This window comes from Dactylosporangium thailandense, from assembly GCF_059739745.1.
Map to the genome: position 1 here is coordinate 4,591,115 of NZ_AP029195.1, position 16,676 is coordinate 4,607,790.

Annotated in this window: 16 protein-coding genes and 1 pseudogene; 3 read left to right on the forward strand and 14 right to left on the reverse strand. The window is 70.3% G+C overall.

What is annotated here, in order from left to right:
• Positions 1-34 precede the first annotated feature (34 nt).
• The 3 genes and pseudogenes from AC6JBM_RS19775 to AC6JBM_RS19785 all read left to right on the forward strand — a co-directional run bounded on the left by AC6JBM_RS19775 (position 35) and on the right by AC6JBM_RS19785 (position 2,382).
• Positions 35-1,582, forward strand: coding sequence for a PucR family transcriptional regulator (locus tag AC6JBM_RS19775; RefSeq protein WP_497985063.1), 1,548 nt, complete (start codon positions 35-37; stop codon positions 1,580-1,582).
• Positions 1,583-1,636: 54 nt separating this feature from the next.
• A pseudogene (locus tag AC6JBM_RS19780) lies at positions 1,637-2,146 on the forward strand (aldehyde dehydrogenase family protein); the annotation flags it as partial.
• A 47-nt stretch (positions 2,147-2,193) separates the two neighbouring features.
• Positions 2,194-2,382 carry an aldehyde dehydrogenase family protein gene (locus AC6JBM_RS19785; protein WP_497986494.1) on the forward strand — a complete coding sequence of 63 codons (189 nt, stop codon included), beginning with the start codon at positions 2,194-2,196 and terminating at the stop codon, positions 2,380-2,382.
• Positions 2,383-2,392: 10 nt separating this feature from the next.
• On the opposite strand, the gene speB is transcribed toward AC6JBM_RS19785, so the two are convergent.
• The 14 genes from speB to AC6JBM_RS19855 form a co-directional block, all read right to left on the reverse strand.
• The gene (gene speB / locus AC6JBM_RS19790) at positions 2,393-3,409 is read right to left on the reverse strand and encodes an agmatinase (RefSeq protein ID WP_497985064.1); all 1,017 of its coding nucleotides are present in this window, start codon (positions 3,407-3,409) and stop codon (positions 2,393-2,395) included.
• Positions 3,410-3,447: 38 nt separating this feature from the next.
• The gene (locus tag AC6JBM_RS19795) at positions 3,448-4,218 is read right to left on the reverse strand and encodes an amino acid ABC transporter ATP-binding protein (protein ID WP_497985065.1); all 771 of its coding nucleotides are present in this window, start codon (positions 4,216-4,218) and stop codon (positions 3,448-3,450) included.
• Complete coding sequence (locus AC6JBM_RS19800) at positions 4,215-5,144, reverse strand: amino acid ABC transporter permease (RefSeq protein WP_497985066.1); 930 nt, start codon at positions 5,142-5,144, stop codon at positions 4,215-4,217. Before AC6JBM_RS19800 ends, AC6JBM_RS19795 begins: the two co-directional genes overlap by 4 nt.
• Positions 5,087-6,004 carry an ABC transporter substrate-binding protein gene (locus tag AC6JBM_RS19805; protein ID WP_497985067.1) on the reverse strand — a complete coding sequence of 306 codons (918 nt, stop codon included), beginning with the start codon at positions 6,002-6,004 and terminating at the stop codon, positions 5,087-5,089. The genes AC6JBM_RS19800 and AC6JBM_RS19805 overlap by 58 nt, the downstream gene beginning before the upstream one ends.
• A gap of 1 nt (position 6,005) precedes the next feature.
• Entirely contained in the window at positions 6,006-6,968 is a 963-nt protein-coding gene (locus AC6JBM_RS19810) for a polysaccharide deacetylase family protein (RefSeq protein WP_497985068.1), read from the reverse strand.
• Positions 6,965-7,831 (reverse strand): polysaccharide deacetylase family protein, encoded by an 867-nt coding sequence (locus AC6JBM_RS19815; protein ID WP_497985069.1) that lies wholly within the window; start codon positions 7,829-7,831, stop codon positions 6,965-6,967. The genes AC6JBM_RS19810 and AC6JBM_RS19815 overlap by 4 nt, the downstream gene beginning before the upstream one ends.
• Complete coding sequence (gene argH, locus AC6JBM_RS19820) at positions 7,828-9,252, reverse strand: argininosuccinate lyase (protein ID WP_497985070.1); 1,425 nt, start codon at positions 9,250-9,252, stop codon at positions 7,828-7,830. Before argH ends, AC6JBM_RS19815 begins: the two co-directional genes overlap by 4 nt.
• On the reverse strand, positions 9,242-10,294 hold the full coding sequence (locus AC6JBM_RS19825; RefSeq protein ID WP_497985071.1) for an LLM class flavin-dependent oxidoreductase: 1,053 nt from the start codon (positions 10,292-10,294) through the stop codon (positions 9,242-9,244). The genes argH and AC6JBM_RS19825 overlap by 11 nt, the downstream gene beginning before the upstream one ends.
• Positions 10,291-10,878, reverse strand: coding sequence for a helix-turn-helix domain-containing protein (locus AC6JBM_RS19830; RefSeq protein ID WP_497985072.1), 588 nt, complete (start codon positions 10,876-10,878; stop codon positions 10,291-10,293). Before AC6JBM_RS19830 ends, AC6JBM_RS19825 begins: the two co-directional genes overlap by 4 nt.
• Before the next feature lie 378 nt (positions 10,879-11,256).
• Complete coding sequence (locus tag AC6JBM_RS19835; protein WP_497985073.1) at positions 11,257-12,621, reverse strand: dihydroorotase; 1,365 nt, start codon at positions 12,619-12,621, stop codon at positions 11,257-11,259.
• Positions 12,618-13,838, reverse strand: a complete 1,221-nt coding sequence (locus AC6JBM_RS19840; RefSeq protein ID WP_497985074.1) for a M20 family metallopeptidase — start codon at positions 13,836-13,838, stop codon at positions 12,618-12,620. The genes AC6JBM_RS19835 and AC6JBM_RS19840 overlap by 4 nt, the downstream gene beginning before the upstream one ends.
• 69 nt (positions 13,839-13,907) lie before the next feature.
• A complete protein-coding gene (locus AC6JBM_RS19845; RefSeq protein WP_497985075.1) occupies positions 13,908-14,753 on the reverse strand; it encodes an ABC transporter permease in 846 nt (281 codons plus the stop codon).
• 2 nt (positions 14,754-14,755) lie between these two features.
• A complete protein-coding gene (locus AC6JBM_RS19850; RefSeq protein ID WP_497985076.1) occupies positions 14,756-15,553 on the reverse strand; it encodes an ABC transporter ATP-binding protein in 798 nt (265 codons plus the stop codon).
• Complete coding sequence (locus AC6JBM_RS19855; RefSeq protein ID WP_497985077.1) at positions 15,544-16,572, reverse strand: ABC transporter substrate-binding protein; 1,029 nt, start codon at positions 16,570-16,572, stop codon at positions 15,544-15,546. The genes AC6JBM_RS19850 and AC6JBM_RS19855 overlap by 10 nt, the downstream gene beginning before the upstream one ends.
• Between the last annotated feature and the right edge of the window lie 104 nt (positions 16,573-16,676).

Here is a 16,676-nt window from a genome sequence, read left to right on the forward strand (position 1 = left end):
TACGGACAAGTACCCAGAGCCGGTGGAGGTGCCAGTGCCCGCGACTCTCGGTGCGTTGCTGGCGAATCCGCACCTCGGGCTGCGGCTGCTGAGCGACGCCGGTCCGGACGCGGCCGCACTCGCGGTGCCGATCCGGTGGGTGGCGACCAGCGAGCTCGACGACCCCACGCCATACCTGCAGGGCGGCGAGCTGCTGCTGACCACCGGCCTTCGCCTGCCACGGGGCAAGGCACGGATCACCGCCTACATCGACCGGCTCCTCGACGCCGGCATCGTCGGACTCGGCTACGGCGTCGGACTCGTCACCGAGGCGGTACCGGCGACGCTCGTCCGGGTCGCCCGCGAGCGGGGCCTGCCGCTCATCGAGGTCGACCAGCCGACGCCGTTCATCGCCGTCAGCAAGGCGGTCTCCGACCTGCTCGCCGCGGAGCTCTACGCCGACGTGACCCGCGGATTCACCGGGCAGCAGGCGTTGACCCGGGCGGCGGTCACCGGCCGCGCGCCCGGGGTCGTCAACCGCCTCGCCGCGCTGCTGCGAGGGCGCGTGGCGCTCCTGGACCGCAACGGGCAGACCCGGCACTGCTCGCCGCCATCCGCGCAGGCGCTGGCCGCCACGGTCACCGGCGAGCTGAGCAGGCTGCGCGGACGACGGCCCGCCGCCCTGGCGCTGGTCGAGGGTGAAGCGCATGTGGTCGTACATCCGCTGGCCCTCTCCTCGGGCGGCCGCGAGTTCCTCGTCGTGGCGCTCGACCGGGCACCGGGCACCACGGACCGCTCCCTGGTCAACGTCGCGACCGCACTGCTGTCCTTCGATCTGGAGCAGGCGAGGGCCGAGCGGGCCGCGCTCAGGTCGGCGGCACTGCTGCGACTACTGCTCGACGGCGTCGACCTCACCGAGGACGTGCTCACGGGGCTCGGCGGAGCACTGCTGACCCGCCGGCCGCTCTGGGTCACCGCACTGACCGGCGAGCCGGCAGCCGTCGACGAACTGCTGTTCGAGCTGCTGGCCGGGCTCGGCGACCACGTGCTCGCGGCCGTCCTCGACGGTGATCTGATCGCCGTGACGGCCACCCGCGCCGACCAGGACCTCCTGATGCGAACCGTTCCCGGCGACCGGTCCGTCGCAGCCGGCACGAGCCGCGCACACGCCACGTCGGAGGTGGCGCAAGCGATCCGCCAGGCCCGGGACGCCGCGGCCGGGGCCCGGCACCTGGTGCCGGCGGTCCTCGACTACGAGCAGCTCCGCGGCACGAGCGTGGTCGACCTGATGGACCTGTCCGTCTTGTCGGCCTACACGGACAGCCTGCTGGGCCCGGTCGACGAGTACTGCCGGATCACCGGGATCGACCTGGTGACGTCCCTGGGCGTCTGGCTCGCGCATCACGGTCAGTACGACCCCGCGGCGGCCGCCCTCCACATCCACCGGCACACCCTGCGGTACCGGGTGCAGAAGGCGGAGGCGCTGCTCGGGCGCGACCTCGGCACCGCAGAGGCCCGGATGGAGCTCTGGTTGGCCATCACCGTCCGGCAGGGGAGGCTGTCCACTCCGGCCAAACGGACGGACGGTTCCCCGCCACCATGACCAGCGATGATCACGGCGGCGGCCCTGCCTAGCTTGGCAGCCATGACCGACTTGATGCCGCTGTGGGTCGCCGGAGCTGCCGTCCACGGCGAGACGACGTCCGAGCTCCGCAGCCCGTACGACAACCACCTCATCGCGACGACGAGCCACGCCACCGACGACCAAATGGAGCGGGCGGTCGCTGGTGCCGCCGCCGTCCGCCACGAGGCCGCCGCGCTGCCGATCCACACCCGCGCCGACGCGCTGGCCGAGGTCGGCCGAGCCGTCGCCGAGCGGGCCGAGGAGTTCGCCCGGCTGATCACGGCAGAGAGCGGCAAGCCACTGTTCTGGGCCCGCGCCGAGGTCGGCCGCGCGATCTCGGTGTTCCGCACGGCCGCGGAAGCCACCCGCGTCTGGTCGGGCGAGGTGATGCGGCTCGACACGGACGCCGGCGCCGAGGGCCGGCTCGCCTATGTCCGCCGGGTCCCCAAAGGTCCCGTCCTCGCCGTCTCCCCCTTCAACTTTCCGCTGAACCTGGTCGCGCACAAGGTCGCCCCGGCGATCGCGGTGGGTGCCCCGGTAGTCGAGTCCAGGTTCGGCCTCCAGGCGGGGTCTTCACCCACGACATCCAGCTGGCGTTCCGGGCCCACCGCGAGCTCGAGGTCGGCGGCGTCGTCATCGGCGACGTGCCGTCCTACCGTGCCGATCAGATGCCCTACGGCGGGGTCAAGGACTCCGGCGTCGGACGCGAAGGTGCGCGCTTCGCGATGACCGACTACACCTACGAGCGGGTCATGGTGCTGACCGGCGTCGACCTGTAGGACCGCGGGCTCAGCCGCGGCCCCGCACCGACCCGCCCGAGGCCATCGCGCACAGCAGTTCGTACGCGACGTGGGCACCGGCGAACCCGGTCAGCTGAGCATGGTCGTACGCCGGTGCCACCTCGACGACGTCCGCCGAGACAATGTTGACGTCCCGCAGCGACCGCAGGACGGCGAGCAGCTCACGACTCGTCAGGCCGCCGGGCTCGGGCGTGCCGGTGCCCGGAGCGTGTGCCGGGTCCAGCACGTCGATGTCCACCGAGACGTACACCGGCCGGTCCCCGATCCGGGCGTGGATCCGCTCGATCGCACCGGCCACACCGTCGGTGGCGATGTCCGGGCAGGTCACCGCGGCGAACCCGAGGCGCCGGTCGTCGGTGAGGTCGTCCGGCCCGTACAGCGGGCCGCGGACGCCGACGTGCACGCTGGCTTCCCGGTCGATCAGGCCCTCCTCGGAGGCGCGGCGAAACGGGGTGCCGTGCGTGTACGCCGCGCCGAAGTAGGTGTCCCACGTGTCCAGGTGGGCGTCGAAGTGCACCACCGCGACCGGCCCGTACCGGCGGGCCACCGACCGCAGCAGCGGCAGCGCGATCGTGTGGTCACCGCCGATGGTCACCAGCCGGCTGTGCGTGTCGAGCAAGGCGTCGGCGCCCCGTTCGATGTCCGTGATCGCCTCCTGGATCACGAATGGGCTGCACGCGATGTCTCCGGCGTCGACCACCTGCATGGCCGCGAACGGTTCGATGTCGAGCACCGGGTTGTACGGCCGGAGCAGCCGGGAGCTCTCCCGGACGTGTGCCGGGCCGAACCGGGCGCCGGGCCGGTAGGACACACCGGTGTCGAACGGCACGCCGACCACGGCGACGTCGTAGCGGGTGACCTGGTCCAGCCGGGGAAGGCGGGCGAAGGTGGCCGGCCCGGCGAACCTGGGCACCCGACTCGCGTCCACCGGGCCGGTGGGCACGGCGCGATCGCCTTCGGTGGTGCCGGCCGGGCCGGTCTTCGAGATGTGGGGCAACGAAGTCATCGCCTTTCAGTGGACCGCGGAGCGGCAACGGCACCGGCTCACGCCAGTACCTTGGACAGGAATGCACGTGTGCGGGGATGCTTCGGCGAGCCGAACAGCTCGTGGGGCGGGCCGGACTCGACCACGGCACCGTCCGCCATGAACACGACCCGGTCGGCGGACTGCCGGGCGAAGCCCATCTCGTGGGTGACCACGAGCATGGTCATGCCCTCCTCGGCCAGCCCGCGCATCACGTCCAGCACCTCACCGACCAGTTCGGGGTCCAGCGCCGAGGTCGGTTCGTCGAAGAGCATCAGCGCCGGTCGCATGGCGAGTGCGCGCGCGATCGCGACCCGCTGCTGCTGCCCGCCGGAGAGCTGTGCCGGGTGGGCGTCCGCCTTTTCGGCCAGGCCCACCCGTGCGAGCAGGGCGCGGGCGCGGTCGACCGCCTGTGCCCTGGGTTCCCGGCGGACCCGCAGCGGCGCCTCGATCAGGTTCTCCAGGACGGTGAGATGGGGAAACAGGTTGAAGTTCTGGAAGACCATGCCGATGTCGGCGCGCCGGCGGCAGATCTCCTTCTCGCGAAGCTCGTAGAGCTTGCCTCTCGTCCGGCGGTAGCCGACCAGTTCGCCATCCACGGTCAACCGACCGGCGTCGACCTTCTCCAGATGGTTCACGCAGCGCAGCAGCGTGCTCTTGCCCGAGCCCGACGGGCCGATCAGGCACACCACCTCGCCGCGGAAGACCTCCAGGTCGACCCCGCGCAGCGCCTGCACGGAACCAAAGCACTTGGTGACCCCTTGGGCGCGGACCAGCGGTTCTCCTGTCATCTTGTGGCTCCCTTGCCGAAGCGCCGTTCGAGATAGAACTGGCCGAGGCTGAGCACGCCAGTCATCAGCAGGTACCAGATGCACGCCACGGTGAGCAGCGGTATCTGCAGGAAGTTCCGGGCGTAGATGATCTGCACCGAGGTCAGCAGGTCGGGCAGCGAGATCGCGATGACCAGTGAGGTCATTTTCAGCATGGAGATCGCCTGGTTGCCGGTCGGCGGGACGATGATCCGCATCGCCTGGGGCAGGATGATCCGGCGCAGCGCCTTGCCGCGGGACATACCCAGGGCCGCGGCCGCCTCGGACTGTCCACGAGGGACGCTGAGGATGCCGGCTCGGATGATCTCCGACATGTACGCCGCCTCCGCCAGCCCAAGGCCGAGCAGGGCCGCCCCGAATCGGGTGATCAGCGAGTTGGTCTCGGCCTCGGCGAAGACCGGGCCGAACGGGATGCCCACGCCGATGGTCGGCAGAATCGCCGACAGGAAGAACCAGAACAGCAACTGGACGAGGACGGGGATGCTGCGGAAGAGCGCCGAGTAGCCGATGCTCACCGCGACGAGCACCGGATTGGCCGACAGCCGCATGATGGCGAGGAAGGCACCGAGCACGATGCCGATCGCCATGGCGACGACGGTGATCCGCAACGTCATCAGCAGGCCTTCCAGTACCGGTTCCGAGAACAGGTACTCCCTGACCACGTCCCAGCGCATCGCCGGGTTGGTCACCAGGCCCTCGCCGATCATCACGACGAACAGCAGGAGGACGGCGGCCAGGACCCACCGCGACAGGTGCCGCTGGGGCACTACGACCTCATCCAGTCCGGCAGGTCTGGCGCGGCGGTACCGAAGGGTTTTCAGCACCACGGTCAGGCTGCCTTCCCGTTCACGGTGATCGTCTTCAGGCCGGCGTCGGCGACCCCCCACTCCTTGAGGATGCGCTCGTACGTGCCATCCTGGATCATGGCGGTCAGGCCGGCCCGGAGCGCATCGACCAGCACGGTGTCGCCTTTGGACACGGCGATGCCCATCGGGGCGGCGTTCAGCCGCTCCCCCGTCACCGCCAGCTGCCCGCCGGTCTGCTTGGCGAAGTAGAGGTTGGCGACGTGGTTGGCGAAGGTCGCGTCGATCCGGCCGGTCACGATCGCCTGGGCGACCTCGGACCCGGTGGGCAGCGTCTGGACCTGGATGGGTTGCTTGCCCTCTGACTTGCAGGTGGCGGAGAAGCCTTCGAGCTGTTGGATGTACACGCTGCCGACGGTCTCGCCGACGGTCGCGCCGCACAGGTCGCCCGGTCCGTCGATGCCGCGCGGGTTGCCCTTCTTCACCAGCACCGACAAGCCGCTGTCCAGGTAGTCGACGAAGTCGACCTCCTTCTGGCGTTCGGCGGTGTCGTTCATGCCGGAGGTGACGATGTCGAACCGGTCGGCTTTCAGACCCGGCAGCAGTCCGGCGAAGTTCGACTCCACGCGTTCGATCTTCAGGCCGAGCTTCTGGCCGAGGGCGTCCATCAGCGCCGGCTCGATGCCGTCGTACTCGTTCTTGTCGTTCTTGAAGTTCATCGGGGGGAAGTTGAAGCTCGTGCCGACGCGCAACACGCCCTTGGAGCGGATGTCGTCGGGCAGGGTGACCTGGATGGTCTGTGTTGCCGCGGCGCTCGGGGCGCCGGAGGTACCGGAGGTGCCGGCGGAGTCGTCGCCGCAGGCCGAGACCGTCAGGGCGGCCGTGACGAGCAGCGCGGCGCAGGCGAGCGGACGGGACCGGCGCACGTGGTGGCGGACTGGCATGTCAAGCCTCTTTCGGGGATCCGTACTTCTCAGATGTGGGGGTGGTGACGACGTTGCTGAAGAAGACGTCGGCCGGATGTCCGGCCGGGTTGCGCGGGTGATGATCGGCCCACCAGGCGGCCATCCGGTCGGCGGTGGGAAGCCACACGTCCCCCGAGCTGACGAGGGCGGACAGCACGTCCTCGACGAGCTGGACCCGCCCTGGGGTGCCGCAGATCTCGGGATGCAGTTGCAGGACGAACAGGAGTCCTTCACGGCGGCAGCCCTCGAACTCCAGGAGCCAGTTGTCCAGGACCTCGCCGTACGGCGCGATCCTCGACTGCCCGGCGGGGAAGGGCGGGTTGACGTTCCAGAAGAACGCCGCACGGTCGTCGAGCGCGTGGCTGATCGGAAGCTCGACCAGCGACCGGCCGTCACCGGCGGGCAGCACGAACGGTGTGTCGTCGCCGAACCACGAGGACGACCAGGTGATGCCGGCGTTCACCAGTTCGGCGGCGAGCGGCAGCGGCCACTCGCCCGTCGGCAGGCGGAAGCCGCGCGCGGGCGTGCCGGTGATCGCCGACAGCGTCTCGGCGGCGCGGTTGAGCGTCCCGACCCTGGACTCGGCGTCCAACCGGTCGAGCCGCTCGAAGGCGTCGCCGCGCAGCCCGACCGAATGGCCCGCCCGCGCCACGTCCCGCACGACCGACGGATGACCGGCGGCCGCCGCTGCCGGCACGAACCAGGCGGCCGGAATGCCCGCACCGTCGAGCACGTCCAGGATGCGCCGGGACCCGCGGGTCGCTCCGTAGCGCATGACGGAGAGGGTCTTCTGCCGGTGGGCCATCGCCGGGTCCTGCGCCAGCAGCGGGGTCTCGGCGTCGAAGTTCACCGTGACCAGCGCCGCGCACGACATTCCCGTGGGCCATCGCGGCCGGCCGTCCTCATGGCCCGCGGGCGCGGTGGCCGCGCGTTCGGCGCTCATGACACGCCCCCGGCGACCGGTGGCCGCCCGGTTTCGGGCCGGGCAAGGCACCACTCAGCCACCTCGCGGCAACGCGCGAACCAGACGTCGCCGCACGCCGTCATGTGCTCCAGCAGTCGTTCCAGGACGATCGCACGTCCGGCAGTGGCCGACACCTTCGGATGCCAGATGGTCGTCAGGCAGGCTCCGGCGCGGTGGTGCCCGTCGAACTCGCGCCGCCAGTTGTCCAGCGTCAGCCGGTAACTGGCGATGCGGTCCTGGCCGCGCGGGAAGTCAGGGTCCCGGTGATAGGCGAAGTAGGCGTAGTCGTCGAGGTCGACCCGCGCCGGGATCTCGATCAGCTCCGCGATCTCGCCGTCGACGGTGTGCCGGTACGGGCGCTCGTCGTCGCGCATCGAACTGGAGTAGAAGATGCCGTGCTCCAGCAGCAGCCGCGGCGTCTGTGGGTGCCAGTCACCCGACGGGGTCCGGAATCCCACCGCCGCCGCGCCGAAGTGCTTGCGGAACACCGCCTGCGAGCGGGTCAGCACCTCGTGCTGCTCGTCCGGCGTCAGGTCCCAGTAGCACTCGTGCTGGTAGCCGTGGTGGGCCACCTCGTGCCCCCGCTCGACGATGCCGCGGCAGGCGTCCGGCCACAGCTCGACCACCGCCGCCGGGACGAAGAAGGTGGCCGGGATCCCGAAGCGCTCCAACAGATCGAGCACCCGGGGCAGCGCACGGTACGCGTCGTACCCGCCCAGGCTGAAGTGTCGCGGCGACCGCCAGATGCTCCCGTCGATCATGCCGACGCCGGTTGGGCCGTCGAGGTCGAAGGCGAGGGCGACGCACGACCTGGCACCGCCCGGCCACGTGTCCGCGGTCATGTCCGCGGACCGGTGTACCGTGTCGCCCAGCCACGGGCCTGCGACACCTCCGCGGCGAGCGCCTCGAGTTGCTCAGCGACCCGCTGCGGTGCGGTCGCACCCGGAGCGGTGCGTCTGGCCACGGCCGACTCGATGTCGAGGATGGCGAGAACGTCCGGCCCGAGCCGGGAGTCGACGCCTCGCAGGGCCTCCGGATCCAGGTCCGGGAGGTCGCACCCCCGCTCCTCACACAGCCGCACCAGGCGGCCCGTGATCTCGTGCGCTTCGCTGAACGGGACGCCGCGCAGCGCCAGCCAGTCCGCGACCTCGGTGGCGAGCGTGAACCGGGCCGACGCGTCACGGCGCATCCGGTCGGCGTCGAACTCGAGGGTGCGGATCAGCCCGGCCATCGCCGGCAGCGTCAGCAACAGGGTGTCCACGCTGTCCATCGCGGCGCGCTTGTCCTCCGCGAGGTCTCTGTTGTACGCCAGCGGAAGACCCTTCAACGCACCCAGCAGGCCGGTGAGGTTGCCCATCAGCCGGCCGGCCTTGCCCCGGGTGAGTTCGGCGATGTCCGGGTTCTTCTTCTGCGGCATGATGGAGCTGCCGGTGGAGTACGAGTCGTGCAGCCGCGCCCATCGGAACTGGTCGGAGACCCACATGCAGATCTCGTCCGCCAACCGGGACAGGTGGACACCGGTCATCGACGCCACGAACAGGAACTCGGCCACGTGGTCGCGGGCGGACACGGCGTCGATGGAGTTGGCGCACACGCCGGAGTAGCCGAGCTGCCGGGCCGCGTGCTCCGGGTGCGGGACGATCGGGGAACCGCCGAGCGCGGCGGCACCCAGCGGGGAGAACGCGACTCGCGCGTCCCAGTCGCGGATCCGGCCGGCGTCGCGGAACAGGCTCTGGGCATGGGCAGCCAGCAGGTGCCCGAAGGCGATCGGCTGCGCCGGTTGCAGGTGGGTGAAGCCGGGGGCCAGGGTGTGCAGGTGCCTGCGCGCCTGGTCGACAAGCGTCTCGGCGACGTCCAGCAGGTGACCGTGCACCACCCGCGCCTGATCGCGGAGGTAGAGCCGCAGGTTGTTGGCCGCCTGGTCGTTTCGGGAGCGTCCCGCCCGGACCTTGCCCGCCAGCGCACCCAGCCGTTGCGCCAGGACGCGTTCGACGAATCCGTGCACGTCCTCGTCCGCCGGCGTCGGCGCGAGCGTGCCGGCGCGGTGATCGGCGACGATGGTGTCGAGTTCCGCGACGATCCGCCCGGCCTCGTCGTCCGTGAGCAGTCCGAGCCGGCGGAGCCCTTCGACATGCGCCCGGGATCCCGCGACGTCGTACGGCAGCAGGTCGAAGTAGCGTGGTTCGGAGCGAGACAAGGCGGTGAGCTCCGGCGCGGGGCCGTCGACGAAGCGGCCGCCCCACAGCTTGCCGTCACTGGACATCTGGGACCTCCGGGGCATGCGTGTCCGCGGTCAGGTCACCGGCCGCGGCCAACAGCCTGTCCACCTGTGCGGTGGAGGCGGCCCGCACCAGTGGCACGTCCACGCCGGCGGCGCGGTAACGCTCCAGCCGCCGCCTGACCTCCGCGACGGGACCCGAAGCCGTCAGCGCGTCCACATAGGAGTCCGGAAGCGCCGCCAGCAGCGCGTCGTACCCCTGCTCGTGGAAGATGGCGGAGAGTTCGGCCGGCGCGTCGGCGCTGATGTTCGGCTCGCCGACAAGGACCTTCCCGCGCGCCGTGGACGGATACTTGAACTTGGACGCGATCTCCCAGCGCACCGCGTCCAACGCCGCGGCCTTCGTCTCCTCGATCGAGGTGTTGATGAGCTGCGCGACGCTGAACCCGTCCATGCTGCGGCCGGCGGCCGCCCGTGCCTCCCGGACGATGGCCAGTGCGTTGGCGCTGTACTCCGGTGACGTCCCGGCGTCGAGCAGGACCCCGTCCCCGATCTCGCCCGAGATGCGCAGGCCCAGCGGGCTGGCGCCGGCGATCCAGATCGGGATGTCGCTCCGCGACGGGGTCCAGTTCAGGCCGACGCCGTCAAGGTTGACGAACTGGCCGTGAAAGGTGGCCGGCTTGCCCGTGAGCAGCTGCCTGACACACTCCACGTACTCACGCAGGACCACCGACGGCTTCTGCGGCGGCAGGCCGTTGCGAGCGGCGTGCTTGTCCGTGCAGGCACCGACCACGAGGACGAACCGTCCTCCGGTGAGCTCGTCCAGGGTGGCGGCGGTCTGTGCCATCACCAGCGGGCTGCGCAGCCGTACCACCTGTGTGGTGCCGAGCGCCATCCGGCCGGTCGCCCCGGCGAACGACGCGATGGCGGAGACGGAGTCCCGGTTGGTGTAGAAGGTCTCGGAGAAGAAGCCCATGTCGAAGCCGTGTTGTTCGGCCCGCTGCATCAGCGTGGCCATGGCTGCCACCGACGCGGACGGGTCGTAGCCGACGGCAAAGCCCAGGCGTCGTTGCGCGGTTGCGGTCATGAGGATTTCCTTGGTTGGTTGGTGGGAAGCGCCGGGGTTACCACCCACAGCACGGTCGCCGGGTCGGGGCCGGGATTGTGGAAGGCATGCGGCACGCTGACGAACGTCAGCGAGTCACCGGCCGAGAGCTTGTAGACCTCGTCCTCCAGGGAGACTGTCAGCTGACCCCTGATGACGTGGACGAACTCCACTTCGACCGGAAACGTGTAGTACTCCTGGCCGGATCCCCCGCCGGGCCTGATCTCGCTGAGCAGGACCTGGAGCCGGTGCTCGTCGGCCGGCGTGAGCTGGTACTCGGTCAGCCCTTCGCCACCGAGTGCTACCTGGGTGAGGGCACCGGCGCGGACCAGGCGGCCCTCCGGGCCGTTCATGATCTCGGCCAACTGGACGTCGAGCGCGGAGCAGATGCGCAGCAGGGCCCCCATCGAGACCGACGCGTGCCCGCGCTCGAGCTTGGACAGGAAGCTCTTGGTCAGACCGCAGCGGCCGGCCAGCGAATCGAGTGTTTCGCGCCGCCGCAACCGAACCTCCCGGAGGCGGGCACCCAACATCGCGACCGCATCGTCAGGGCCCTCAGCGGTCACATCAGGACGTTGTTTCGACACTCGTACCTCACCGTCGTCGGCGCGGGCCTATGGTCATGACACACAGGTTTCATGACAGGAAACCATGTGTCATCGCGCATGGGAAGAGGGGACAACGACGAAGTTGCGGCGGGGGCGTCCCTGTCCGGTCTGCGACGCCGAACAGGATCAGACGCACTGCCGGCAGTTGGCTCAGCAGCGACGTTGCGACACAGGACGGCGGCGAGCGGCCTTGGCTGCGACTGCCGCGGCCGTCGATGCTCATTCAAGGCCGGGCAGCAGTACTCGGCGCGGAGACGCCGTCGTGCCCCGCGATGATGTGCGCGCGAACGCCGGACATTCCGCGCTCGCGGACGTCGCGGTCGACGCGCCCGGATGCTACGCCGGTGGGTTTCCGCGGCGCAGTGCTTCGCCCTGGCCCGGGTGTGCCGTGACCCGGTCGCCGGTGCAGATGGTGTGCCCCCGAAGGATGACCTCGGCCAGTTCACCGCGCACCCGCCGGCCCGCGAACGGGGTCCAACCGGCTTTGGTCTGCAATGTCTCCTCGGTGATCCGCCCGTCCGCGTCCGGGTTGACGAGGATCAGGTCCGCGTCGGCGCCTGGCCGGATGACTCCTTTGCGTCCGTACAGTCCGGCGATGCGTGCGGGGGCCGCGCAGGCCAGCTCGACCAGCCGTGCCAGGCTCAGCCGTCCGTCGATGACCTCGGTGAGCAGCATCCGCAGGGCGGTGTCGAGTTCGGGGTAGCCGGACGGGGAGTCGAGCAGGACCTGCTCGCCGCGGCGCTTCTCGGCGAGCGTGTGCGGCGCGTGGTCGGTGGCCAGCGAGTCGATCAGGCCGGTGCGCATGGCCTGCCACAGCGCGTCGACCTCGTCGGGCCGACGGTACCGGTCGAAGCCTAGGACACCGGTCGACGCGATCAGTTCGGTGGACATGAACGGGAGAAACGATTCGGCGGTGACCTGTACCCCGTCCGTCTTGGCCCGGCGTACCAGCGGGAGGGCCGCCGCCGAGATGTGCACCAGGTGGACGTGCGCGCCGGTCTCCCGGGCCAGCAGCAGGACGCGTTGCGCGGACTCGACCTTGTCCAGGCGGGATTCGGCGGCGACGGCGTCGGCCAATTCGGCGAAGGACCGGCCGCGCCATGCCGCTCGCCACCTGTTCTCGATCGCGGGATTGGCCAGGTGTACCGCCACCGGCAGGCCGACGCGGGCCGCGCCGGACAGCACGGCAAGCAGGTGACCGTCGTCGCGGACCATCAGGTCGTCGGAGTACTGCGCGCCCTGAGCCGGGCCGGCCAGGTACACCTTGAGGCCCAGCGCGCCCAGCTCGGCGAACGCCTCGAACTCGTCTGGGTCGACACCGGCCGCCCACAGGCCGAAGTCGACGTGTGCCTTGCCGCGCACCGATTCCAGCTTCTGCCGGTACCTGGCGGCGGTGCTGGTCGGCGGCTGGTTGTTGGGCATGTCCCCGATGGTGGTGACGCCGCCGTGAGCGGCGGCGCGGGTACCCGTGCCGAAGTCTTCCTTGTCGGGGTATCCCGGATCGCGTAGGTGGACATGGATGTCAACCATGCCCGGCAGTACCCAGTGGCCGGTGGCGTCGATCACCCGAGCGGCGTCCAGCTCGACGTCCGGTGCGGTCAGGGCGGCGATCCGGCCGTCGCGTATCGCGATGCTGCCCGGGTGGCAACCGGCCGGGGTGACCACCAGGCCGCCGAGCACGGCGAGGTCGTACCGGGTCACCGCGCGTCCTGGCCGCCGCACAACCGCACGGCGGCCAGCGCGATGCTCTGCGCGCAGGTGCGAAGGTCGGCCGTTGCCACCCGGCCCCGGTTGGCCCGCCGGTATGCGTGCCCGGCCGGCCCGTAGCTGACGGCGGCGCAGCCCGCCGCGGCCATGATGAGCCCGTCGCACCCGAAGTAGGAGTTGGGCAGGATGGCGCCGATCTGCGGCGCCGTACCGGCGACCGTCTGATGTGCGTCGGCCAGGGCGGTCACCACCGCGTTGTGTGGGCTGATGTTCAGGGGCTCTCGGTAGCCGGGGCGGGCGGTGACGGTGACGCCCAGCCCAGGGCGGGCGCGCCGCACCGGATCGAGGACGGCGTCGAGGTCGGCGGTGATCTGCCCGGGCTCTTGCCCGGCGACCGTCGAGACGCCGAGGCGCAGCAGGGCGGAGTCGGGGGCGAACGCCATCGGCAGCCGGGCCGGCCCGTATCCGGCGACGACCTGCCGTACCTGCACGTGTGGCATGTCCGGCATGGCGGGGTCGGGCCGGTGGGTGAGCCGTACCCGGTCGATCGCGCGGAGCACGTCGGGCAGTGCCTCGATCACGTCGACGGGCAGGTCGTCGAGCGTCGCGTAGCGGCGGAACAGGTCGGCGCCGCCGGCCGGGCCGGTGCGCCCGCGCAGGGTCACGTCGACCACCAGGCTTCCGATCTGGACGGTACGGATGCCCAGGTCGGTCGGTTCGGGGATGATCGCGTACTCGGTGCGCAGCCCGTCGGCGAGCATGGCCCGGGTGCCGACGCCGCCGTCGTGATGGCCCATGACGGCGGTGACCCACAGGTCGCCGGCCAGCGGTACGCCGAGCCGCTTGACTGCCACCGCGGCGTAGGTCAACGCGGCGAGGCCGCCTTTCATGTTGCGGGCGCCGTGCCCCTCGATGACCCCGCCCACCTGGCGTACCGTGTGCCCGCTCGGCCAGTTGGCATCCATCGGCGTGGTGTCGAGGTGGCCGTTGAGCATCAACGCGGGGCCGTCGCCGGTGCCGCGCAGCCGGGCTACCACGTTGGGCCGCCCAGGGGCGATCTCGGGCAGGTCGACCTCGATGCCCGCGGCGCGCAGCGTATCGGCGACCAGTTCGGCACAGGGGCCCTCATCGTCGATGCCGCACTGGCTCGGGGTCGCCACCAGCCGGGCGGTGAGGTCGGCGAGTTCGCGGTCGACGATGACGTCGGCCATCGCCTGATTCGTCAGGCATGTCGGGTCGCAGCTCACGAAGGTTCTCGACTTTCGGGTGGGGAGGCTCGGCTACATCTGCTCGCGCAGCGGGTCCGGCGGCGCGGTCCGCTGCTGGCCACGCCCGGAACCTTTGGCGTTGACCGCGCCGCCGCTGGTGCTGCGCAGTCGCGCCTCCCAGGACAGCCGCCGTTCGACGACGCTGATGAGCAGGAAGGTGACCGAGCTGATCAGGACGAGCACGACCAGGGTGGCGAACAGTTCCCGGGTCTGCAGGGAGGCATTGAACGCGATCAGCAGGTATCCGAGTCCGGCATTGGCGGCCACCCACTCGCCGACGATGGCACCGATGACGCTGACCGTCAGGGCGAGTTTCAGACCGGCGAACAGGAACGGTACCGCCGCCGGCAGACGTACGTGCAGGTACACCTGGCGGGCACTCGCGTTGACCGACCGCAGCAGTTCGAGCTGGCCGCGGTCGGCACTTTCCAGCCCGCTCACCGTGTTGATGAGCACGGGGAAGAAGGCGAGCAGCGCGATGACGAGCACCTTGGGCATCAGGCCCACGCCGAACCAGAGGATCAGCAGCGGGGCGATGGCGATCTTCGGGATGGTCTGGGAGGCCACAACCAGCGGGTACACGGCCAGCCGGAACAGCGGCAGCACGGTCATGGCGACCGCGAGCACCAGCCCGACGGCCACCCCGAGCGCGTACCCGATGCCGAGCTCCACCAGCGTGGTCAGCGCGTTCTCGGCGAGCGTACCGGTGTTGTCGACCACCGCGGCGGCGATCGCCGACGGAGCGGGCAGCACAAACTCGTCGATGTCCATGACGGTGACGAGCACCTGCCAGAGCACGAGGACGACGAGGATCGACGCGATCGGCAGCAGCCGCCGCAGCCATGGTTTTCGGGTCACCGTCACCCCTCCGCCGCGGTCATGCCGGCGAGCAGGTGCTCGTGCACGATCCGCACGTACTCGGTCATCTCGCCGCCGAAGCGCAGGTCGGCACGGCGCGGCCGGGGCAGGTCGACATCGATCTGCGCGATGACCCGGCCGGGCCGGGGCGCCATCACGAAGATGGTGTCGGACAGGTACACCGCTTCGCCGATGCTGTGCGTCACGAAGACCACCGTTTGGCGGCGCCGCTCCCAGATGCGCAGCAGCTCGGTGTTCATCCGCTCCCGGGTGATCTCGTCCAGCGCCCCGAACGGCTCGTCCATGAGCAGGATGCGCGGGTCCAGCGCGTACGCCCGGGCCAGGGCGGCACGCTGACGCATGCCGCCGGAGAGCTCGTGCGGGTAGCGGTCGAGAAACCCGCCCAGCCCCACCATCTCCGCCAGTTCCTCGACCCGTTCGCCGTTGATGGGCCGGCCCGCGACCGCGCTCAGCAGCCGGATGTTGTTGCCGATCGTCTTCCAGGGCAACAGCGTGGCGTCCTGGAACATGTGCCCGATCTGCCGCTGCCGACGCAGTTCGGCCGGTCGTGAACCGGCGATCGTCAGCTCCCCCGAGGTCGGCTCCAGCAGGTCACCGAAGATCTTCAGGAGCGTGGTCTTGCCGCAGCCGGACGGTCCGACCAACGAGATGAACCGGTCGGCGGGCACCGTGAACGAGACGTCGTGCAGGGCCTCGACCGTGGTGCCGTCCACGCCTTGGTACGTCACGCCGAGATGGCGTCCGCACAGCTGCGCCGCGCCCGCCGCGGTCACGTCCATGAGCGGTCGGCCGGCAGGTAGTCGTTGGTGTAGAGCCCCTTGAGGTCGGGCGCGGCCTTCAGCACGCCACCGGACACCAGCTCCTCGACCAGATTGAGCCATACCGCGTCGGTCATCGCACCCCAGCCGTTGTCGCGGGTACGGTCGCTGTGGCTGAGCTGGAAGATGATCGGGACGGCCTTGGCGAGCTGATCCGCAGGGTCGGTGGTGTCGAGCTTCTGGATGAGCGCGATCGAGCCGGCCTGGTCCTTCTCCGCCGCCTGGTACCCCTGGAAGGTCGCCTGCAGGAAGCGCTTGACGACGTCCGCGTGCTGCGCGAGGTAGTCGTTGTTGACCATGATGACCGCGCCGGGCAGCGGCCGATCCGGCGAGCTGAACGGAATGAACTGGACGTCCTCGCCCTTGAGCCGCATCTGAATGAACTGCGCGTAGCTGAATCCGGTGCAGCCGTCGGCCTTGCCGCTGAGCATCAAGGTGCACTTGGCCTGAGCATCGACATTGAGCACGGTCACCTTGTCGGCGAGCCCGCGCTGCTTGAGCTGGGCCGCGAACAGGCCCGCCTCGGCGGAGGCCTGAGCGGTGGCGATGGTCTTGCCCCGTAAGGCGTCGAGCCCGCTCACCGGATCCTTGCCTTTGAGGATGACGCCGGTGGCGTCGTTCTGGATGTGGTTGGCCACCACGGTGACGGGCAGGTTCTTGTCCTTGCCGGCCAGTACCGAGTCGGGTGCGGCCAGGCCGATCTGGCTCTGCCCGGAGCCGGTGGACTGCACGGCCAGGGTCGAGCCCTTGAGGTACTGCAGATCCAGCTTGATGCCCTGGGCGGCGTAGAGGCCCTTCTCCTGGGCCATGTAGATACCGATCCAGGACGGCTGGGGCACGTTGAAGTGCAGCGCGATCTTGATGGTCTCGGTGGCGCGGCTGTCGCCCGAGCCTGCCTTCTCCTTGGTACCGCAGGCCGCTAGGCCGGCCACCACGAGCAGCACGGCCGCGTAACCGGCGAGCCGTCTCTTGATCACCATTTGGGGTGCGCCTCTCTCGCCAGAGTGTCGCTGACGCCCGTCGACCACAGGTCATACGGTCATCTGATGACCGGATGCTATGAGGATGCCCCGAGCGAGTCAAG